Raw genomic sequence first — 20555 nt, 5'->3', positions numbered from 1 at the left:
CAAAAAGATCGGTTTTCAGTACCGAGAAGATGGAATGAAGGTAGAAAGGGAGTAGCGGAGCTTAGTGGAGGCTAAGTGAGCAACGGACATTTCGGATGAATTTCATGTTCGATGCTGATCATGCCGCAAGGCATGCGTCGTAATGGAAAGCGGGCTTTTTGAACCACCTTTAATAGCCAGCTATTTTGATGAAAAGGAATGAAGGATAGTATGGACGGCAAATTGCGAACATCCATCAAGGCAGGGCAGCGAGTGCGGATCGTATTGAAGCAGCATCAGCGAACGGGTCAGCTTACCGAAGGGGTGGTTAAGGATATTTTGACCAACTCGCCATCCCATCCCCACGGCATTAAAGTCAGATTAAGCGACGGAGCGGTGGGAAGAGTCAAAGAAATTATAGAATAAATCCGGTAGTGGAGCAGCGGCAGGGAGGCTGAAGAATGGCATTTGGCATTAAAAGAGAAGAGCTTCAGGCTTGGAAATCTGCCGTAGCACAGGGCGAAATCGCGTTTTTGACGCATTATTGGCTGGACGAGCGTTTTCCGGAAATGAAGACAGTGACCAAGGTTGGCTGCTCCAATCTGGACAAGCTGGCGGCATGGTGCAGAGATCATGGACTGGAGCCGCGTTACATACATCGACGGGGGGAATACCCCCATTTTGACCTGTTTGGCCCGCGCCAGGCCGCTATTCTGAAAAAGGCAGGCCAGCAGGGGATAATACAGCGCTTTGGCATAAAGGAGACGGTGAGATAAGGAAATGGGAGATACCTATCATCTCAATAAACGTATCGAAGAAATTTCGCTAAACGGTTGGCCTGCATTGCAGTCGGTTCTCTATGACGGCTGGCTGCTTCGCGTTTCGGAGGGCTATACCAAACGATCCAATTCCATTAATCCGATATACGGACATTCCATGCCGCTGGATGATAAAATAGCCTATTGCGAACGGTTCTACAGGAAAAAAGGGATGGACTCCGTTTTTAAAATCACTCCTTTTTCCCATCCCGAAAATCTGGATGGCCGGCTGGAGGAGCTGGGCTACCGGAAAGCCGAGCATGTGCTGGTTCAAACGCTGGAGCTTGATTCTCTCCCGTCGCCGGTTCATGCGGAGGCGGAGTTCTCCGATCAAGCCGGAGATATATGGCTCCGGCAGCTTGCAGAGCTGAAGGGGCTGAGCGCGACGCAGCTCGAAACAAAACGAAAGCTTTTTTTCGGACAGCCGCTTAACCAATGTTTTGCTTCCCTCAAGGTTGACGGCAAGCCCGTGGCATTCGGCAATATCGTGCTGGAGGACGGCTGGGCGGGTTTATCGGACATTATGACTGATCCTCATTATCGCGGCAGGGGTTACGGGTTATCGCTAACGCTGCATCTGCTGAATTGGGCGAAGCAGAGCGGCGCGAGCAAGGCCTATCTGCTAGTTGTCGACGATAACAGCGCTGCACTAAGCCTTTATAGCAAGCTAGGCTTTCAAACCGTCTATGAATACTGGTATAGGGTCAAATCTGTCGCCAGCCAATAATCACCATCCCCGGCCTATGCAACCTTTCTTCGTATATGTCCGTCAGTTGTGGTATATACTGATGAAAATGGCAGATTTACAATGAATGCTATTTTATGAGAAAGGCTGAGATGACATGAATCACAAAAACTGGCTGATTGCAGTGGTCGGGCTGATGTCGCTGGCGGCGGGATGGATGTATTTAAATGACGGTTTTTATTTCAAGGATCTGCTGGGCATGGAGCAAGGCTCGGAGCTTGCCGCAACATCCTTTTGGAGCAAAGCCTCCATGGGGCTGGGAGCTGTGCTTCTTGTTACCCTTGCACTCCGCTCGCGCATGAAGACTGCAATAAACGACGGCCAGATGATTTTGCTCTTGTCCTTCTTGTTTGTCATTCAGCTGCCTGCATTGGGACTTTGGACGATCGGTTTTTTTATAAGCGGGTATGGAAGTCTTCCCGGCGCTGTGCTGCACGCAGTATTGCTGCTCGCCATTACATTGATTTTTGTGACCGGGAAGGTCAATTATGCCGAGGATGCAAAACCATCGCAATAACCATTAGCTGCGTGGTTCCAAAATTGATAACACGGGATGGGGAAAACGGCCGGGGCATGTCGGATTGCTTGACATGAGCATGATTTGCCTTATATAATCGTATATATTGATTTTTCCAATAAATAAGCGTTGAAGAGGAATAGTACATCCGTTATGAAGGTTTCAGAGAGCCGGTGTTTTGGTGAAAACCGGACCTTATGCGGAAGGAAGCTCGCCTTGGAGCTGTGCAAGACCGACATGATTGCTCATGGCGGCATATGCACCGATTCAGCCCGCGTTAAGGGCTTTGAGTGAGCGTCGGACAGAGCATGTTCGAGCTAACTAGGGTGGTACCACGGGAGAATAACCTCTCGTCCCTAGCGTTAATCCGCTGGGGGCGGGAGGTTTTATGTTTTTCTACGACTAGGAGGATGTATGTCATGAGTCATGAGCATCGCCACGGCTATAATCCGCTGGCAATCGAACCGAAGTGGCAGCAATATTGGGACAACAACAAGACGTTTCAGACAAAAGAGGAAAAAGGCAAGCCGAAGTTCTACGCCCTTGATATGTTTCCATATCCATCCGGCGCAGGGCTTCATGTAGGCCATCCGGAAGGCTATACGGCAACGGATATCGTATCCCGCTACAAGCGGATGAAGGGCTTTAACGTGCTGCATCCTATGGCATGGGATGCATTTGGTTTGCCGGCGGAGCAGCATGCGCTGGATACCGGGCAGCACCCGCGCGACATCACCTTCAAAAATATTGATAACTTCCGCCGCCAGATCAAATCATTGGGCTTTTCCTATGATTGGGATCGGGAATTCAGCACAACGGACCCGGATTATTATAAATGGACGCAGTGGATTTTTATCCAGCTGTACAAACGCGGCCTTGCCTATGTGGCAGAGGTTCCCGTCAACTGGTGCGAAGCGCTGGGCACGGTGCTGGCGAACGAAGAGGTTATCGACGGCAAAAGCGAGCGCGGCAACCATCCCGTCGTCCGCAAGCCAATGCGCCAATGGATTCTTAAAATTACAGAATACGCGGAACGCCTGCTCGAGGATTTGGAGGAGCTGGACTGGTCCGAAAGCATCAAGGATATGCAGCGCAACTGGATTGGCAAATCGACCGGCGCGGAAGTGACCTTTGCTATCGAAGGGCGCAAGGAGTCGCTGGTTGTATTTACGACACGCCCTGATACGCTGTTTGGAGCAACCTATTGCGTATTGGCTCCGGAGCATGAGCTGGTAGCCGCTATCGTTACAGAGGAGCAGCGCGGCGCGGTTGAAGCCTATCAGGAAGCTGCCGCACGCAAGAGCGATCTCGAACGGACGGATCTGGCCAAAGAAAAAAGCGGCGTATTTACGGGAGCGTATGCGATCAATCCCGCAAACGGCGAAAAAACGCCGATCTGGATTGCGGATTACGTGCTGGCAGGTTACGGTACGGGCGCAATTATGGCGGTTCCGGGCCATGATTCCCGCGACTGGGAGTTTGCGAAGCAATTCGACCTGCCAATCATCGAGGTTGTGCAAGGAGGAGATGTTTCAAAAGAGGCATATACAGGAGAAGGACCGCATGTCAATTCCGGCTTCCTTGACGGCCTGAATAATGAAGATGCGATCAAAGCCATGATCGACTACTTGACTCAAAACGGCAAAGGTAAGGGCAAAGTGACTTACCGTCTGCGAGATTGGTTGTTCAGCCGCCAGCGTTATTGGGGCGAGCCGATTCCGATTCTGCATCTGGAGGACGGCACAATGAAAACCGTGCCAGAGGACCAGCTGCCGCTGCTGCTGCCTGACGTAGACGCCATCAAGCCTTCCGGCACGGGAGAGTCTCCGCTGGCGAATGTGACAGATTGGGTCAACACCGTTGATCCCGAAACCGGCATGAAGGCCAGACGCGAAACAAACACCATGCCGCAATGGGCGGGAAGCTGCTGGTATTACCTGCGCTTTATCGATCCCAAAAACGATAAGGAAATCTGTTCGCCGGAGAAGCAGAAGGAATGGCTGCCTGTCGATCTGTATATCGGCGGCGCCGAGCACGCCGTGCTTCATTTGCTGTATGCCCGTTTCTGGCACAAGGTGCTGTACGATATCGGCGTAGTGCACACGAAGGAGCCGTTCCACAAGCTGGTTAACCAAGGCATGATTTTGGGCACGAACAATGAAAAAATGTCCAAATCCCGCGGCAACGTCATTAATCCGGATGATATTGTCGGTGAATATGGCGCAGATACGCTGCGGATGTACGAAATGTTTATGGGGCCGCTGGAGGCGACCAAGCCATGGAATACAAACGGCGTTGAAGGCACGTACCGCTTCCTGGCCCGCGTATGGCGGCTTTTTGTAAACGAAGACGGCACACTGACATCCAAGCTGAGCAAGGATGGCGAAACCAGCGACGAATTCAAGCGCGTATGGCATCGCTCCATCAAAAAGATTGGCGAGGATTATGAAGGCCTGCGCTTCAATACAGTCATCAGCCAATTGATGATTTTTGTCAACGAAGCTTACAAAACCGAGGTTCTGCCGGAACAAGCGCTGCGCGACTTCCTGCAGCTGTTGTCCCCGATCGCTCCGCATATTTCAGAGGAGCTGTGGGCAATGCTTGGACAAAAAGAAAGCATCACGTACAGCCAGTGGCCATCGTACGACGCAGCCTGGACGGTAGATCAGGAGGTTGAAATTGTTGTTCAGGTCAATGGCAAAATTGTAGAGCGCTTATCCATCGCTGCCGATACAAATCAAGCCGACATGGAAGCACTTGCCAAGGATCTGCAAAAGGTGCAGGAGCTGATTGCGGGCAAAACGGTCCGCAAGGTTGTAGCCGTTAAGGGCAAGCTTGTCAACATTGTCGCCAACTAAAGGGCGCATGGCGCCCGTCCATAAGTAAAACGCAAACCGAAGAGGTGAGCGGACTTTAGCTGAAGAACAGCTATTGACCGTTCACCTCTTCGCCGTAAAAGGAGGTGGATACCTTGATAAGATCCTCACGGTATTTGGCATGCGTTGTTGCGATCAAATCCTGAAACATGCCGCTGCTTTTGCGTTCAAGCAGCTTAAGCGCTTTGGCGGTAATGCCGCCCGGCACGGCAACCCGCTCCTGCACCTCGGCCGGGGTCATGCGGCCTTCCGTCAGTAGTAGCGCGGTTCCCAGCAGCATATTGGATGCAACCTGCTGAGCGGATTCTCGCGGAATGCCGGTTTCCTCGACTGCGGCATTGACGAACTGTTCCAGCAGAAAAGCCATAAATGCAGGACCGCAGCTCGACAAGTCGGAAACGATGCGGGTGTAGCTCTCCTCAATCCGCAAGGGCTCGCTTATATGATCGAACAACGCCTCAAGCCTTTTTTTGTCCCGGTCCTCCATTGTGTCTCCGTAAATGCAAAGCGCCGATCCGCTCCATACCAGATTCGTAATGCTGGGAATGATTTTGGCGATTTTGCAGTTCAGCTCGCCTTCCAGATGGGAAACAAGAACGGGACTTGTAATGGATACAACAATTTTGTCGGGCGTCATAACAGGCCGGATGTCCTTTACAACATGAATGAATTCATGAGGCTTGACGCAGATGAACACAATGTCGCTGGCCTGGGCCGTATCGGCATTGTAAAACTCGGCCTTAATGCCTGGATAACGCTCTGCAAAGGTTTGAGCCTTGGAAAAGGTGCGGTTGCTAACCGTCACTTCCGCGGGCAGCAGAGCTCCGGATGTCATAAACGCCTCGATCAGCAGACTCCCCATGGAGCCTGTTCCGATAAATCCAACCTTCATGGCATAAACCCCCCGTGCCAGAGTGTGAACATTTCCATATTCTTTAAAAGATATTCAGGGGGACTTGTTCCATATGTCAATGCTTTGCAGATTGGTACATGTAAGTTGAAATGCTTTTACATTCAGAAATCCGTGAAAGGATGGAAGTTATGAAAATAGCTGCAGATAAGCTCTGCAAATGGTTTTCAGGCAAAACCAACAGCGGACAACATCGATATAGCGGGCGCCAGCCAGCCGCAAAGGCAGGGGGCGTAGAACGGCTGTTGTCCGCCAGGCTGCTGCGCACCAAGCTGCCCGGGCTGCTGTGCGTTTCAGGCGCCGTCGTTTTGCTGCTGCTCGCATTTAGCGGAGAGGATAGCGGCGCGGGCGGGGAGTGGGTGCCGCTTAATGATGCCTTGCAAGCAAAGCTTGACGGAGTGGAGGATGCCGGCCTCTGGGCAAGGAGTGAAAAGAAGCCTGAATCAAAGGAGAGTGCATCTGCACGGGACAAAAGCAGCAGTCAAACTGCCGCCGCTGCTAGTGTAGATGATGGTCCAAACGGCAAAGATAGCGGCGGTGCTGTAGTGTCAGGCGAACCAAACGGTCCTGTCAGTAGCAATGCTGGCAAGCTGGATATTAATCGCGCCACCGCTGCGGAGCTGGAGACGTTAAAGGGAATTGGGCCATCCAAGGCTGCTGCGATTGTTCGAGACCGCGAGTTGAATGGTTTTTTTCTCAGTGTAGATGATTTGCTCAGGGTTAAGGGAATTGGCGATAAACTGTTGGCGGGCTTGAAAGAAAGCGTTGTAGCAAACCGCTGATTGTGAGATAATGGAAAGGACAGCCACTTTAAAGCGGCAGTTAAATGCAGAAGCAATTAGCTGGAGGGTGATCAGGACCATGTCAGAGGAAAAAAAGCTTTCGCTAGACACGCTATCCGTCCACGGAGGTCAAGAAATCGATCCGACAACGCAGTCTAGGGCCGTTCCTATTTATCAGACTACGTCGTACGGCTTCAAGGATACGGACCATGCAGCCCGTTTGTTCGGCTTGCAGGAGTTCGGCAATATTTATACGCGCATTATGAACCCGACATCGGATGTTTTTGAAAAGCGCGTTGCAGAGCTTGAAGGTGCCCCGGCCGCGCTGGCCGTTGCTTCCGGACAAGCCGCGATCACGTATTCTATCATGAATATCGCTGGTGCGGGAGATGAAATTGTTTCCTCCACAAGCCTGTACGGGGGAACCTACAACCTGTTTTCCCATACGCTGCCCAAGCTGGGCATAGCGGTTAAATTTGCGGACCCCGCAAATCCGGAAAACTTCCGCGCCGCTATTACCGACAAAACAAAAGCGGTGTTTGTAGAAACAATCGGCAATCCTAAAGGCGATGTAATCGACTTGGAGGCGGTTGCCGCAATTGCTCACGAAAACGGCATTCCGCTTATTGTGGACAACACCTTCCCTAGCCCGTATTTGTGCCGCCCGATTGAGCATGGCGCAGATATTGTTGTTCATTCCGCCACAAAATTTATCGGCGGGCATGGCACGTCCATCGGCGGCATCATCGTGGACGGAGGCAAGTTCGACTGGAAGGCTAGCGGCAAGTTCCCTGGCTTGACCGAGCCAGACCCAAGCTATCATGGCGTCGTTTATACCGACGCGGTTGGTCCTGTCGCCTATATCATTAAAGCCCGCGTGCAATTGCTTCGTGATATGGGAGCAGCTTTGTCTCCGTTCAACTCCTTCCTGCTGCTGCAGGGTCTGGAAACGCTGCATCTCCGCATGGAGCGCCACAGCAGCAACGCCCAAGCGGTGGCTGAATACCTGGAAGCTCACGAAGCGGTTGAATGGGTCAATTACCCGGGCTTGCCAAGCCACCCGTCCTACGAGCTGGCTCAGAAATATTTGCCGGACGGCAAAGGCGCTATTCTAACCTTTGGCATCAAAGGCGGAATAGAAGCTGGCAAAAAAATCATCAATTCCGTGAAGCTGCTGTCGCATCTGGCTAACGTCGGCGATTCCAAGTCGCTGATTATCCATCCGGCCAGCACGACTCATCAGCAGCTGTCGGAGCAAGAGCAATTTGCTGCCGGCGTAGAGCCGGGAATGGTGCGTTTGTCCATCGGAACCGAAGGTATTCGCGACATCATAGCGGATCTGGAGCAGGCTATCGCGGCAAGCCAGGCTTAATCGGCAGCTGTTGCTTTACTTATTTTCCAATAAAGAAGCGCTGTCGGACAAGCGACAGCGCTTCTTTATATTGAAGCTGAACCATCCAGCTGCTCTAACACGCTCACAGAAAGTCATGTTTATGTTTTAATCCTCAGTTGAATGGTTAGTAATTTTGGCTGCAATAAGCTACTGATCTTTTGCTCTATCTTTGCATGTCTTTAAGGCAGCGGATTTATGAAGTATAATAAGGGAACATCAATAGATAGCGGCGGACAAGCCCGCCAAAAGCGGAAGGGGGCGCGCACAAATGGCTGAAACCGGAAATGATGCCTCGCGCAAGGATTGGGATACATATTTTATGGACATCGCCTATATGGTTTCGACTCGTTCACGCTGTCCTCGAAGACATGTCGGCGCTGTTCTCGTTCAAGGGAAAAAACTGCTGGGGACAGCTTACAATGGCGCTCCGATGGGAGTGCCGGATTGCTCCGATGCCGGGTGCATGATTGCTGAAGAAATTGAAGTTAATATTACGGATGGCGTGGAGCAGGTTGTTCGCAAGCAGCGCTGCATACGCACCATTCACGCAGAGCAAAATCTTCTGCTTTTCACCGACCGGGCGAATCGGGAGGGCTCGACGGTTTATGTAACGGACCAGCCTTGCTGGACCTGCGCCAATATGCTGGCAAACAGCGGAGTGGTGGAGATTGTTTATCATAGGAGTTACCCCAAGGACAGCGTTAAGGTGTATAGCCTTATGGAGCAAAAGGGAATTGTTTTTCGCCAGCTGCAATCCTATGCGCCTCCCGAGCAGGCTCAGATGGCTGTTATCCCGTAAAAAAAGGCGATCGCCCCAGTAGGGGAAATGCTGCGGAATGCTGGAGCATTACATTTTTGTAAACGACAAATTAGGGCGCGTCTGAAAACCCGCTTGAGGTCATCTTGCACCGCCTTTTCGCCCCCTGCTAAGTCCGTTTTGTTTGACTTACCGCCGGTAAGCCTGCACAAAACTTCCTTGCTTGGGACAAAAAATCGGCACTACCACTCGGAGTATTCAGACACGCCCTAGTTAATTAAGGAGTTGCTTTGCATAACTGTTTCCATTCATCATATTCGACATGCCACATCAATTTTAGTCATTAATGGAAAGCGAATATTAATCGACCCAATGCTGAGCAAGGCTGGCGGACTTTCACCAGTGCCATTAACACGGAATTATGTCAGGAATCCGCTGGTTGAAATGACAGTTCCACTGAGTGTTTTCCAGGATATAGACGCCATTTTGTTGACGCATCGCCATTTCGATCATTGGGATAAGAAAGCACTATCTGTTTTAGATAAAGGACTTCCTGTTTTATGTCAGCCAAAAGATCAAGCGTCAGTCCTTTCTGCCGGATTTTCAAGAGCATTGCCAGTGGACGAGAGTCTGGAATGGGAAGGTATTTCTATCAAGCGGATTCAGGGAATCCACGCCTACGGCTTGACCGGCAAATTGCTGGGACCGGTATCCGGCTTTATTTTGGATTCAGCGCAGCAAGGCTCTGTTTATATTGTTGGCGACTGCATGTTGACGCCTGCTATTGAAGAGGCGTTTCGGAAATATGCTCCGGATATTGCTATTGTAAATACGGGAGAAGCGCAGATGATATGGGGAGCTGTCATAACGATGACGCGCGAGGATGTGCTCCGGCTGGCCCGATTGTCGCCAAAAACTAAACTAGCAGCCGTTCACATGGATGCCATCAACCACTGCAAGCTCAGCAGGCGTGAGCTTGAGGTATATTTGCGGGAGCAGCATTGCGATGGAGCCGTGTGGATTCCGGAGGACGGGGAAGTCCGTATATTTTAGAGATAGGCGCAAACGTTTTTGATTAATAATCTATCGTTATTGCAAGTTAAAATTATACGAAAAAAAACAAGGAAGAACCTTTTGGAGCAAGCTTGAGCTTGCGCTGGAAGGTTTTTTTTGTTGCGCATGGGAGGATGCAAGGATGATGAGTATGAATAATCGGCCTTTGCTCTGGTTTGCTCTGAGCTGGGTCGCGGGGAGCGCTTTTGCGGCATCGCTGGGCATGCGCGGCAGCTTGCTTGCAGCAGGAGCAGGCGTTTTGCTTGCCGCTGCAGCGATAGGCTGGAGGCTGGCAAGCCCCCGTCTGATGCTGGCTTGCCTGCTGGCGCTGACGGCGGCGTCGGGACAGCGGCTTTGGGCCGACGAGCGCAATGTGACGGCGCTGGACGCTGTGCGCGAAGCCGCTGCTCTGGATGGTCCGCTGGCGGCGTATCCTGTTAACGCCAGCGGAGTCATCGTTAGCGCGGTCGAGGTCGACGGCGACCGCGTTCGTTTTGTCATGGAGGCGCGGAGCGTCCATGTTGAAGGTTATCCGCCGCTGACGGGCCTCAGCGAGCGGATCATGGTTCAGCTGCGCCTTCAGCAGCAGCTGGAGCAGGAAATCGCCGCAGCCTGGCAGCGCGGCGATGCCATTGCCGTGGCGGGGGAGCTTGCCGCCCCCGCCGAAGCAACCAATCGCGGCGGCTTCGACTACCGCCGCTATTTGCGCAGCCAGAGAATCCACTGGCTGCTCAAGGGGCAAGGCGCCGCCGACGCGCAGGTGGAGCCTGCGGCGGGCGCCTTTACCGCGGCCGCGCTGCTGGGCCGCGTGGATGCCGCGCGCGGCTGGCTCGGCGCGGCCTTTGACGAGCTGTACCCCGATAGTCAAGCGGGGTACATGAAAGGGCTGATCCTCGGCATCCGCGAGGATCTCGACCCTGAGCGCTTCGGCCAATTTTCGAAGCTGGGCTTGACGCACATATTGGCTATTTCCGGCCTTCATGTCGGCGTGTTTCTGTATGTGCTGGGAGGCCTGCTTCGTCTGGCAAGGCTGCCGAAGGAGAAAATATTGCTCATTCTGCTTTTTGCCGTTCCGGCGTATGTTCTCTTAACGGGCGGTTCGCCTTCCGTGCTGCGGGCGGGAATCATGTCCATGCTGGGGCTTGCGGCGGCACGTATGGGCAAGCTGAAGGATGGCCTGCATTTGATTAGCGCGGCGGCGCTGGCGCTGTTGGTTGTTAATCCTTATGTTTTAAACGACATTAGCTTCCAGCTTTCGTTTATTGTAACGCTGGGTCTGATTTTAGGCGTGCAGCCGTTAAGACGATGTATGCCGCGCTGGAAAAAGCACGGCTGGCTGCCGGATTTGATAGCCGTATCCGTCACGGCGCAGCTTGTTTCGTTTCCGGTGACGCTTTATTATTTTAACGGCTTTCATCTTCTGTCTCTGCCGGCTAATCTGGTGCTGGTGCCGTTTATCAGCTTTGTCGTTTTGCCGATTGGCTCCGCCAGCTTGATGGTTTCGATGGTTTGGCAAGGAGGGGCCAAGGCGCTGGCTTCAGCGGGCATCTGGGCCAATGACTTTTCGTTTAAGCTTGTTGAGCTTATGTCGACCGGCATTAGCAATCATTTACGGTTAATCTGGAAAACGCCGCCGCTCTGGTGGGTGTATGCCTGGCTGCTTCTTTTGCTGCTATTGTTTTCCTTATTAAGGGGATGGCAGGCCATGAAGGCCGCCAAAAAGCGCAGCGAGGCAGAAGGGCCGCCATTGGAGAATCCTTTTACGGCAAAAGGAATGGACAAAGCCAGGAGGCTGGGTTTTGCTTTTATCGGACTAGCCGCTGCCTTTGGCATGATGTTGGTATATGCGTATATGCCGGATGCGGCAAACAGGGATGCTGTAATCAGCTTTATGGATGTGGGGCAGGGAGATTCCGCATTGATCAGAACACCCGGAGGAAAGCATATTTTGATTGACGGCGGCGGAACTGTTTCTTTTCAAAAGCCGGAGGATGCTTGGAAGACGAGAAAGGACCCTTTTGAAGTTGGCGCAAAAGTGGTAGTTCCGCTCCTGCTGAAAAGAGGAGTGCAGCATATTGATCTGCTGGTCATTACCCATCTGGATAGCGACCATATTCGCGGTTTGGCGGCAATTATGGAGCAAATACCGATTTCTGCCGTCTGGTGGAACGGAACCTTTAAGGAAGCGGCCGATGCGCGGAGTCTGCTGCAATCAATGCTTGATAAAGGCATTCCGCTGTATGCGCCAAAAGCCGGGGATAGCTGGCGTCCCGACCCGGATACGCGGCTTGAGGTATTATGGCCGCCGTCTGAATCGGAGGGAGCCCGATTGGCTGGAGTACCGCTGATTAAGGAGCAAAACGAACAGAGTCTGGTGCTGGAGCTGGAGACATACGGCAAAAGGTTCCTGTTTACAGGCGACATTGGAACCGCAACGGAGCGGTCGCTTATGCGTATGATGGTTGAGGGGTTAGGCGAAAAGCAGTCCGCCCTGCATATTATGAAGGTTGCCCATCATGGCAGCCGATTTTCTACGGCGGATGATTGGCTGGATTTTTGGCGGCCTGCCGTTGCGGTAAACTCTGCCGGAGCTAATAATCCGTACAATCATCCCCATCCGGACACGCTTGCAAGACTTCAAGCGGCAGGCGTTGCGCTCTGGAGAATTGATCAGCAAGGAGAAGCTTCCTTTCGTGTTAATAACAGGGGAATCTATTATTGGGCAAAATGATTCTATATACGCAAACCCATATTTTTGGTATGCTTTGAGGTGGAGTTTAATTCGAAAATTGGCATGAACAACATTTATCGCATAACCTTTTAATATGGCTCTTATATAGGTACTTATATATTCTGGCAGGCTGTCTTATTTTAGCGGAGGCGTATTTGTATGATTTTTCGTATAAAAGCTGGCAGCATTATGGCCAGATTACCCTAGTTGTACGAATCATCGTACAAACTGCCCGCATCCGGGCAGCGATTCCTTATTTTTGTATGGATAATCGTACAAAACGTCCGCATCCGGGCAGTGATTCCTTATTTTTGTACGATTAATCGTATAAAATGCCCAGTTTCGGGCAGCGATTACTTATTTTTGTATGTATAATCGTACAAAATGCCCGGTTCCAAGCAAGCAATTCCTTATTTTTGTACGATTAATCGTACAAAATGCCCGGTTCCAGGCAGCAATTACTTATTTTTGTACGATTAATCGTACAAAACGCCCGATTCCGGGCAGTGATTCCTTATTTTTATACGATTAATCGTACAAAATGCCCGGTTCCAGGAGGCGATTACTTATTTTTATACGAATAATCGTACAAAGCCCCGTCCTCATGGCAATTGCCTTTTCCTTTTGAACGATAAATCACACAAAATGACAGATTTGGTTACCCGGCCCTGTCATGCATGCAGCAATTTTTGAGTTAAGCCCTAAAAATAAAAAAAACGTGCACATCATGGTGCAACTTTTAAAGCAACCTGCCCGTCAATAAGGTTGCAAGAGAGGAGGATCCTTCGTGGTTGAGCTCAGCACCATTAAAGCAGCCCAATCGGGAGATCGAGAAGCGTTAATTACTCTATTGCGAGAGATTGAAACGCATGTTTATCGGACAGCCTATTATATATTGAACAATGAGCAAGACGCGATGGATGCTGCTCAAGAAGCGCTTATCCGCATTTATACCAAAATTGGCTCCTATGAGGAAAAAGCCCAATTTAAGACCTGGGTGCAACGTATCGTTACCAATATTTGTATCGATAAGTTCAGAAGGAGCAAGCCAACCGTGTCCATAGACGAGCATGAGCTGGTATTCAGGGAAAAGCGGGATGTTGAGGACGAGGTAATGTCGTCCTATGCTCTTCAAGACATAAGAAGCGCTATTGACCAGCTGCCGGAGCATCATCGAACCGTCGTGGTGCTTCGATATTTGCAGGATTTCTCCTACAATGAAATTGCCGATTGCCTCAACCTGCCGCTTAATACGGTTAAGTCCTACCTTTTCAGGGCCAGACAGCAACTTCAATCGCTACTACATGATTATCAGAAAGGAGGCGTCCGGGGATGAATTGTCAAGAGGTGATGGAACTGATGCAAAGACAACTGGACGATGATCTGGATGAAAGCGAGATTACCGTTTTGATGAATCATACCAGGCAATGTCCGGAATGCGCCGAAATGCTGGAGAGGCTGAAGCTGCTATCTGCGGAGTTGACAAGCTTGCCCAAAGTGACGCCCAGCTACAGTCTGGTGGATGCGATCCTGCCGGAGTTGCTCCGTATTGACGAAATGAAAAATACGGATACCGATACGGTCACAGATACCGATACTGAAAATGCCTTATTGCCTGAAACGGATACGGTTCTTCCTGCTGCAGCAGCTCCGGACATCGGCGTTCAGCGGCGCCGTAAGCGTTGGCGTTCATGGGGCAGCATTGGCGGCGTAGTAGCAGCAGGTATCGTTGCCAGTATCTTTATGATTACGTATCCTCCCAACTTTGGCTCCAATCAAAATAACAGCACAGGCGTTGCGGGCGATATGACCTATTCGGTTGCTCTTCAGAATGAAGCCGCCGGGGCTAGAAGCATGACGGAAGACCCTGGAGGAGATGCATCCACTAACGATGTTGGCATCCAATCCTTCGAAGCTGGTCTGGAGGGAGCTGCGAACGAGCAGGAAGGGAAGCAAGCTCCAGTCACAGAGCGGTTGGGAGAGGCTGCACCTGCAGAAGGCGGAGATACTTCAGGCACAAGATCAGATAGCAAACCGGAATCCGTACAGCAAACAGGAGCCGTTGGAGAAGGTACCAATGCGGATGAAGGGGATCAGCGTTTCGTTGCCAAATATGACGGTCCCGTTGCGAAAGATATGACCGATCAATCCAGCACCGCTCTGAACGTGGAGCAGATGGAAAATTCTGACATGCCGGAAAGTCTGACAACAGGCGGCATGCATAATCTGATTTCGGAAGAAGTTGCGCTTTCCCCTGACGGATTGTATTTTGCCGCGGTTAACAATTTTACAATTGTTGTTACAAGAGCGGATTCCGGTGAGGAGCTGATGAAGTCGTCCCGCAAAAACGGGGAATTCGGAGGTCTTGTCTGGTCGGAGGACTCTTCCTCGTTAAGCTATGAGGTCAAGCTTGGGCAAGGAGCTATCGAAAAATACGTTATTTCCGCCAAAGACTGGACTGAAAAAAAAGCAAACCATTAAATTTCTGCAAAGCCGTCACCATTAGCCATGGATTTGAGTATGATATACCCAGGTAAACAGTCTGCGACGTTCCGCAGCGTCGTATGACCATTCCTCTGGCAGTGCCATGGAGCTGCCTACGAATGTTTATATAAAGACAAAGGGATGCTGCCTTCGGGAAGTCATCCCTTTGTTGTTGTGTCATGGTTGTTGTGTCGTGGTTGTTGTGTCATGGTTGTTGAGCTATGTTTGTTGAAGTATGATAGAAGATATACGAACGGATGAATCAGGGGGATGAAGGATGGAGGCCAAGGAAGCCTTTAGAGAAATGAAGGCGGGGAAATTCCGTCCAGTCTATGTATTGTTCGGCAAGGATCGTTACCGGATGACACAGTTTATAGATACCTTGAGCAATATGATGTTTGCTCCCGAAGAGAAGGAAATGGGCATCGTTAAGTTTGATACCGCAGAAACGGCGGTTGAAGAGGCGGTTTTGGAGGCGGAGACACCTTCTTTTTTTGGCGGGCGTAAGCTGGTTCTTATACGGGACAATACGGTTATGGCGGCGGGCGGAAAAGAAAACGCAAAGGTTGAGCATGCCCCGGAGCGGGTGTTGGCCTATCTGGAAGCGCCGATGGAGGATACCGTTTTGGTATTTGCCGTACAATCGGACAAGCTGGATGAACGGCGCAAGCTGGTCAAGGCGCTTAAGGATCGGAAATCGCTGATTGCTTTTCAGGAAATGGATATGGCGGAGCTGAGACAATGGCTGATCAAACGCGCTGCGGAGCAGGGCAGAGTGCTGGATGCCGATGGAGCGGAGCTGTTGATTACCCGAATAGGAATGAACACGGGAGGTCTGTCTCAGGAGCTGGACAAGCTATGTCTGCATGTTGGCAAAGGCGGCAAGATCGGCGCCAATGAGGTAAGCGGGCTTACAGTGGCTTCACTGGAGGAGGATGTGTTTGCGCTTGTAGATGCAACATTGGAGCTTCAAATCCGGCGCGCGTTGGATCTGTACAAGCAATTGCTTACCAAGCGGGAAGAGCCGATCAAAATTGCCGCTTTGATCGCCCGGCAGCTCCGCATTATGCTGCAAATCAAGGAGCTAGAGCAGCATCATTATTCGCCGCAGCAAATGGCAGGCCAGCTGGGGCTGCATCCCTATGCGGTTAAGCTTGCGGCAGAAAAGGCCAAAAAGTTTTCGCCAGCCGTCCTTGGCAAGCTGTTGTCAGCTTTGGCCGACCTGGATTACGGGATGAAAACCGGAGCAATCGATAAGCATCTGGGGCTGGAGCTGTACTTTTTATCTTTAGGCGTGGATGGCACACGTAGGGATGTGAGCGTTTAGAGGTTGAAGCATAATAAAAAGCAATAAAAAAGAGCGGTATCTCCATTCCGGGGACATCGCTCTTATTTTTTCCATACTAGGCTTGAGCGGACAAAGCGTTCAGTCTCTTAGCCAGGCGGGATTTTTTGCGGGCAGCCGCATTTTTATGAATCAGGCCTTTAGTAACGGCCTTGTCCAATTTCTTCGAAGCAACGATAAGAGCCGCTTTAGCAGTCTCTACATCAGTACCTGCAACCGCTTGGTCAGCCGATTTAACAGCTGTGCGAAGAGCGGATTTCTGCGAAGCGTTCAGAGCACGGCGTTTTTCGTTAGTCTTCACGCGTTTAATCGCGGATTTAATGTTTGGCATGGAATTCACCTCCTACTTTCAATAAACCTAGACAACACAACTTAAAATATATTACCACGCCACTTGTCAAAATGCAATAGCGCAAGTAGACGCGCATGATGCCGAAACGAGATCCGCCTCAAGCCAGATTGCCAGCTCAAAACAGTTTTTTGATCAACACTTTGCATGAAAAATGATGCTCTGCGAACAATAATGCCAAGAACGAAGGCGAAAGGGGAAGCATAATGAGCGATCTCGATTTACAGCAATTCAATGTCGCAACGGATTTGGCGCTGGAGGCCAAGGAGCTTGCGGAATCCCCCAAAGGGGGCCCCATTCCGGGCATTTCATCCGAAGTGGAAAAAGGCGACGGCATTACGGTGACGCTGCTGCATGTTCAAAACGAGCAGGGGGAGCAGGCTATTGGCAAAATGAAGGGCCGTTATGTCACGATTGAGGTGCCCGGCCTAAGAGGCGGCGACACGGCGCTTCAGGACAAAGTGGCAACAGCCTTTGCCAAACATTTCGAGTCCTTTCTCAAGGACTTGAACATAGCCCCGATGGCCCGCGTCCTTATTGTGGGACTGGGCAATGTCAATGTAACGCCGGATGCCTTGGGACCGCTTGTTGTCGAAAACGTTATGGTGACGCGGCATTTTTTTGAGCTGATGCCAGATCAGGTGGCTCCCGGCTATCGGCCTGTCAGCGCTGTTGCTCCAGGGGTTCTGGGTACAACGGGCATCGAGTCCAGCGACATTATTCAAGGCATCACGGAAAAATCTTCCCCCGATCTCATCATCGCAATTGATGCATTGGCCTCCCGCTCGCTTGAGCGCGTCAATACTACGATCCAGATTGCGGATACCGGCATTCATCCCGGCTCCGGAATCGGCAATAAACGAAAGGGATTGACGAAAGAGCAGCTAGGCGTGCCCTGTATAGCGATTGGCGTTCCAACGGTGGTTTATGCCTCAACGATTGTAAGCAATGCCTTTGAACTGATGAAGGCTCATCTTGAACGGCAAAATGGCGACACAAATCAAATTTTGGGACTGCTGAACGGAATGGATGAAAATGAGCGATTAGGCCTGGTACGAGAGGTGTTAACTCCCGTTGGCCATGATCTTCTGGTTACGCCCAAGGAAGTGGATGAATTTATCGAGGATATCGCCAATATTATTGCGAGTGGCCTGAATGCCGCGCTGCATGAAGCAGTGGACTCCAGCAACGTTGCTGCCTACACGCATTGAAGGGCATTGAAGTCTGGCAAAGACTGAAGCTGACAAAGCGGGATAAAAATAAGCCTCAATCTCCATTTTATATGGTGGATGTTGAGGTTTTTTTGTTTTAAAGCGAGCGAGGTTCCAATGGCTTTCAGTAATGAGCCGCAGATCTGGCAGCGGGAGTTGGAGGGTTAGATACCGGGATTGCGCTTTGCAGGGTTCCGGTTTGGCGGCATGCCCATTGCTTGATAGGCTCCTATTGCGGATAGTCTGGTAAGCTGAAGCGCCATGTAACGAGGTGTATAAATCATCTGCTGCTCCAGCCACTTGCGGGAAAGACCCATTAAGGAAACACTCATATAATCCAGAAGAAGATCCAGGGGAATCAGCAGCTTTTGCTCGGGATCAAATCGCAGAATCCGTTCGTACAAGCTATCTCTGACAACATTTTGCATAGCGCTGAAATGCTTCTCTGCATAGGCTTCTTCCAAAACAATACGGTAATAAGGCTCATGTTCCGCCAGATGGTTGAAAAAAGACAAATAATACCCGTCCGCCGCCTCCGGTTGTGCCGAATCAACGCTTTGACTGGCCTCCACGTTATTCATAAGCTCCTTCTTCAGAAGCTGCAGCTTCTCCTCTATCATGCTGTCCAGCAAATCGTATTTATCAGTGAAATGGGCATAAAAGGTGGTACGATTCACATTGGCCAAATCTGTAATATCCCGAACGGTAATGCTTTGAAATGTCTTGCGGCGAACCAGCTTGAGCAAAGACTCAATGATTGTTGTGCGTGTACGCATAATGCGGCGATCGCCGGGGAATGACTCATTGTTTCGCTCTGACATGTTAATCCCGCCCTTCTACATTTTGATGTTATCTGTCGCTTAAACAACAAATGCAAACCTGCCACGGAGCGCGGAGGAGGCTTGATTTCTCTGCGCTTTTTTTGTTTTGAAGCGGAACAAGAGCTTGTTTAAGACTTACAATATAGGGCTATTCGTCGTTTAAAAAAGCGCGCAAGCAACATATGCGACTTTGCTGTTTGCTAAACGACATCTCGATACAAATTGTTTCTTGAATAGAAAATATTTCAATCTATAATAAACAACAAATACGATTAATTCAATAGGATTAATTGCTAATTATTTTAGGAGGGCGCAGGAGTGAGAGGTGACAAGTTTATTGAAAGCTTGAAAGACGGGCGCAGCGTATGGCTGGAGGGCGCGACGGTGTCGGATCTGCGGGAGCATCCCGCCTTCAAGGGAACACTGGATACAATTCGCTCGCTGTTCAATCTTCTGGATAATCCGGAGGAGCGGGAGAAGGTCGGGTATTTGGTTCCAGGGCAAAATCGCTATGCGCACAGTTCGTTCCTTATCCCTTATTCGGCGGAGGACTTGCAAAAGCGTCATGAAGCCTTTTCCTGCTGGTCACAGCAAACGCACGGAATGATGAGCCGCTTGTCTGATTATGCACGTTCTCTGGTGACGGGATGGTACGCAGCGCGCCATGAAATTGCCCGTTATGATACCGGCTTTGCCGCCAAAATATCGAGTTATTACGAGCATGCCCGCGATGGCGATTTGTTTCTGACAACCGCTATTATCGATCCCCAGATCGACCGCTCCAGCGGCCTGGAGGATAGCCGGATTGCGGAGCGGTTTCTGCATATCGTCAAGGAAACCAGCGAAGGTATCGTCATTCGCGGCGCCAAAATGATTGCGACAGGGGCGCCTTACACTCATGATTTTGTTATTTTTTCGTTTCTCAAGTTCAGCGCAGAACAGAAGAAGCATGCCCATGTTCTGCTGGTGCCGGCCAATTCCAAAGGACTTCACATCGTATGTCGGGAGTCGTTTGCCGATAGCCACGAGCAAAACCATATCCTTAGCTCCCGATATGAAGAAATGGATGCCGTGCTCTTTTTTGATGATGTGTTTGTTCCTTGGGAAAGGGTGCTGCTGCATGGCGACACCGAAAAGGTATTGAGTCTTCGAGCCAATCGGACGGCCAACGGCCTGGCGTTCCATCAAAACATTGTGCGTTACGTAGCCAAGCTTGAATTTGTGGCGGGGGTTGCTTTTGCGGTTGCGGAATCCATTGGTGCGGACGGCTTTTTGCACGTTCAGGAAAAGCTGGGCGAGCTGCTGACCCAGATAGATGTCATGAAAGCGCTAGTGCTGGCTTCTGAAACGAAGGCCAAGCGCAATGAAAACGGGGTGCTGGTGCCGGAGCTCAGCTATATCGATACGGCAAGAAATATCGGGACGCGCTTTTACCCCCGTGCTATCGAAATATTGCAGCAGGTTGGCGGGGGAGGTTTTGTTCAAGCGCCATCAGGCGTTGAAGATTTTTATGGCCCGATATCGGGGCTTATGCATCTTTATTTCGAAGGGGCCTCGGTTAGTGCAGAGAAGAAGGTCCAGCTTTACAAGCTGGCGTGGGATTTGATCGGCAGTCCGCTGGGTTCGCGGCATGAGCTTTATGAGCGATTTTATGCCGGCGATCCGGTCCGCAACTATGCCTCGCAATATGTCCAGTTTAATAAACAGGCCTTAACGGACCCGGTATGGAGGCTGGTGAAGGATGCCAGCAAAATGGGAGCATCTACGATTTGACGATTCAAACG

The 20555-nt window shown here is 50.8% G+C and carries 18 protein-coding genes and 1 other annotated feature; of the genes, 15 read left to right on the top strand and 3 right to left on the bottom strand.

Annotated elements, in window-relative coordinates; translation table 11 throughout:
* Window positions 1-210 precede the first annotated feature (210 nt).
* From A7K91_RS22480 to leuS, 5 genes are all read left to right on the top strand, one after another.
* Window positions 211-405 (top strand): YwbE family protein, encoded by a 195-nt coding sequence (locus tag A7K91_RS22480; protein ID WP_068686718.1) that lies wholly within the window; start codon window positions 211-213, stop codon window positions 403-405.
* Window positions 406-440: 35 nt separating this feature from the next.
* Window positions 441-755 carry a hypothetical protein gene (locus A7K91_RS22475; protein ID WP_068686717.1) on the top strand — a complete coding sequence of 105 codons (315 nt, stop codon included), beginning with the start codon at window positions 441-443 and terminating at the stop codon, window positions 753-755.
* 4 nt (window positions 756-759) lie between these two features.
* The gene (locus A7K91_RS22470; RefSeq protein ID WP_068686716.1) at window positions 760-1524 is read left to right on the top strand and encodes a GNAT family N-acetyltransferase; all 765 of its coding nucleotides are present in this window, start codon (window positions 760-762) and stop codon (window positions 1522-1524) included.
* Between the two features lie 115 nt (window positions 1525-1639).
* Window positions 1640-2059: a hypothetical protein gene (locus A7K91_RS22465; protein WP_068686715.1), complete on the top strand. Its 420-nt coding sequence runs from the start codon at window positions 1640-1642 to the stop codon at window positions 2057-2059.
* 120 nt (window positions 2060-2179) lie between these two features.
* Window positions 2180-2420: a binding site (T-box leader), on the top strand.
* Between the two features lie 58 nt (window positions 2421-2478).
* Complete coding sequence (gene leuS / locus A7K91_RS22460) at window positions 2479-4917, top strand: leucine--tRNA ligase (protein ID WP_068686714.1); 2439 nt, start codon at window positions 2479-2481, stop codon at window positions 4915-4917.
* A gap of 70 nt (window positions 4918-4987) precedes the next feature.
* On the opposite strand, the gene comER is transcribed toward leuS, so the two are convergent.
* Window positions 4988-5827: a late competence protein ComER gene (gene comER, locus A7K91_RS22455; RefSeq protein WP_068686713.1), complete on the bottom strand. Its 840-nt coding sequence runs from the start codon at window positions 5825-5827 to the stop codon at window positions 4988-4990.
* Window positions 5828-5976: 149 nt separating this feature from the next.
* Here comER and A7K91_RS22450 point away from each other — a divergent pair, with 149 nt between their 5' ends.
* The 8 genes from A7K91_RS22450 (at window position 5977) to holA (ending at window position 16372) form a co-directional block, all read left to right on the top strand.
* Entirely contained in the window at window positions 5977-6627 is a 651-nt protein-coding gene (locus A7K91_RS22450; protein WP_068686712.1) for a ComEA family DNA-binding protein, read from the top strand.
* Window positions 6628-6706: 79 nt separating this feature from the next.
* The gene (locus A7K91_RS22445) at window positions 6707-7999 is read left to right on the top strand and encodes a homocysteine synthase (protein WP_068686711.1); all 1293 of its coding nucleotides are present in this window, start codon (window positions 6707-6709) and stop codon (window positions 7997-7999) included.
* A gap of 289 nt (window positions 8000-8288) precedes the next feature.
* The gene (locus A7K91_RS22440; protein ID WP_068686710.1) at window positions 8289-8819 is read left to right on the top strand and encodes a deoxycytidylate deaminase; all 531 of its coding nucleotides are present in this window, start codon (window positions 8289-8291) and stop codon (window positions 8817-8819) included.
* Between the two features lie 243 nt (window positions 8820-9062).
* Complete coding sequence (locus A7K91_RS22435) at window positions 9063-9830, top strand: MBL fold metallo-hydrolase (protein ID WP_245697758.1); 768 nt, start codon at window positions 9063-9065, stop codon at window positions 9828-9830.
* Between the two features lie 142 nt (window positions 9831-9972).
* Entirely contained in the window at window positions 9973-12561 is a 2589-nt protein-coding gene (locus A7K91_RS22430) for a DNA internalization-related competence protein ComEC/Rec2 (protein WP_082967679.1), read from the top strand.
* 787 nt (window positions 12562-13348) lie between these two features.
* Window positions 13349-13897, top strand: coding sequence for an RNA polymerase sigma factor (locus A7K91_RS22425; RefSeq protein WP_068686709.1), 549 nt, complete (start codon window positions 13349-13351; stop codon window positions 13895-13897).
* Window positions 13894-15042: an anti-sigma factor gene (locus tag A7K91_RS22420; RefSeq protein WP_068686708.1), complete on the top strand. Its 1149-nt coding sequence runs from the start codon at window positions 13894-13896 to the stop codon at window positions 15040-15042. Before A7K91_RS22425 ends, A7K91_RS22420 begins: the two co-directional genes overlap by 4 nt.
* Window positions 15043-15322: 280 nt before the next feature.
* Window positions 15323-16372, top strand: a complete 1050-nt coding sequence (gene holA, locus A7K91_RS22415) for a DNA polymerase III subunit delta (RefSeq protein ID WP_068686707.1) — start codon at window positions 15323-15325, stop codon at window positions 16370-16372.
* A gap of 76 nt (window positions 16373-16448) precedes the next feature.
* Here the strand turns inward: holA and rpsT are convergent, their stop codons facing one another.
* Window positions 16449-16721: a 30S ribosomal protein S20 gene (gene rpsT, locus A7K91_RS22410; protein WP_068686706.1), complete on the bottom strand. Its 273-nt coding sequence runs from the start codon at window positions 16719-16721 to the stop codon at window positions 16449-16451.
* A gap of 224 nt (window positions 16722-16945) precedes the next feature.
* On the opposite strand from rpsT, the gene gpr reads away from it, so the two are divergent.
* Window positions 16946-17950: a GPR endopeptidase gene (gene gpr, locus A7K91_RS22405; protein ID WP_068686705.1), complete on the top strand. Its 1005-nt coding sequence runs from the start codon at window positions 16946-16948 to the stop codon at window positions 17948-17950.
* A gap of 164 nt (window positions 17951-18114) precedes the next feature.
* Here gpr and A7K91_RS22400 read toward each other — a convergent pair whose 3' ends face one another.
* Window positions 18115-18771: a TetR/AcrR family transcriptional regulator gene (locus tag A7K91_RS22400; RefSeq protein WP_068686704.1), complete on the bottom strand. Its 657-nt coding sequence runs from the start codon at window positions 18769-18771 to the stop codon at window positions 18115-18117.
* 318 nt (window positions 18772-19089) lie between these two features.
* On the opposite strand from A7K91_RS22400, the gene A7K91_RS22395 reads away from it, so the two are divergent.
* On the top strand, window positions 19090-20544 hold the full coding sequence (locus tag A7K91_RS22395) for a 4-hydroxyphenylacetate 3-hydroxylase family protein (protein WP_068686703.1): 1455 nt from the start codon (window positions 19090-19092) through the stop codon (window positions 20542-20544).
* Window positions 20545-20555 lie beyond the last annotated feature (11 nt).

Origin of the sequence: Paenibacillus oryzae (assembly GCF_001675045.1) — a bacterium.
Classification (GTDB): Bacteria; Bacillota; Bacilli; order Paenibacillales; family Paenibacillaceae; genus Pristimantibacillus; species Pristimantibacillus oryzae.
The sequence above is the reverse complement of the archived record's forward strand: the minus strand, read 5'-3'. Positions and strand labels throughout refer to the sequence as shown.

Excerpts from the sequence above, each read along its gene's own strand:
- A7K91_RS22480 (WP_068686718.1), top strand. The coding sequence starts at position 211 with ATGGACGGCAAATTGCGAACATCCATCAAGGCAGGGCAGCGAGTGCGG.
- A7K91_RS22475 (WP_068686717.1), top strand. The coding sequence starts at position 441 with ATGGCATTTGGCATTAAAAGAGAAGAGCTTCAGGCTTGGAAATCTGCC.
- A7K91_RS22470 (WP_068686716.1), top strand. The coding sequence starts at position 760 with ATGGGAGATACCTATCATCTCAATAAACGTATCGAAGAAATTTCGCTA.
- A7K91_RS22465 (WP_068686715.1), top strand. The coding sequence starts at position 1,640 with ATGAATCACAAAAACTGGCTGATTGCAGTGGTCGGGCTGATGTCGCTG.
- leuS (WP_068686714.1), top strand. The coding sequence starts at position 2,479 with ATGAGTCATGAGCATCGCCACGGCTATAATCCGCTGGCAATCGAACCG.
- comER (WP_068686713.1), bottom strand. The coding sequence starts at position 5,827 with ATGAAGGTTGGATTTATCGGAACAGGCTCCATGGGGAGTCTGCTGATC.
- A7K91_RS22450 (WP_068686712.1), top strand. The coding sequence starts at position 5,977 with ATGAAAATAGCTGCAGATAAGCTCTGCAAATGGTTTTCAGGCAAAACC.
- A7K91_RS22445 (WP_068686711.1), top strand. The coding sequence starts at position 6,707 with ATGTCAGAGGAAAAAAAGCTTTCGCTAGACACGCTATCCGTCCACGGA.
- A7K91_RS22440 (WP_068686710.1), top strand. The coding sequence starts at position 8,289 with ATGGCTGAAACCGGAAATGATGCCTCGCGCAAGGATTGGGATACATAT.
- A7K91_RS22430 (WP_082967679.1), top strand. The coding sequence starts at position 9,973 with ATGATGAGTATGAATAATCGGCCTTTGCTCTGGTTTGCTCTGAGCTGG.
- A7K91_RS22420 (WP_068686708.1), top strand. The coding sequence starts at position 13,894 with ATGAATTGTCAAGAGGTGATGGAACTGATGCAAAGACAACTGGACGAT.
- holA (WP_068686707.1), top strand. The coding sequence starts at position 15,323 with ATGGAGGCCAAGGAAGCCTTTAGAGAAATGAAGGCGGGGAAATTCCGT.
- rpsT (WP_068686706.1), bottom strand. The coding sequence starts at position 16,721 with ATGCCAAACATTAAATCCGCGATTAAACGCGTGAAGACTAACGAAAAA.
- gpr (WP_068686705.1), top strand. The coding sequence starts at position 16,946 with ATGAGCGATCTCGATTTACAGCAATTCAATGTCGCAACGGATTTGGCG.
- A7K91_RS22400 (WP_068686704.1), bottom strand. The coding sequence starts at position 18,771 with ATGTCAGAGCGAAACAATGAGTCATTCCCCGGCGATCGCCGCATTATG.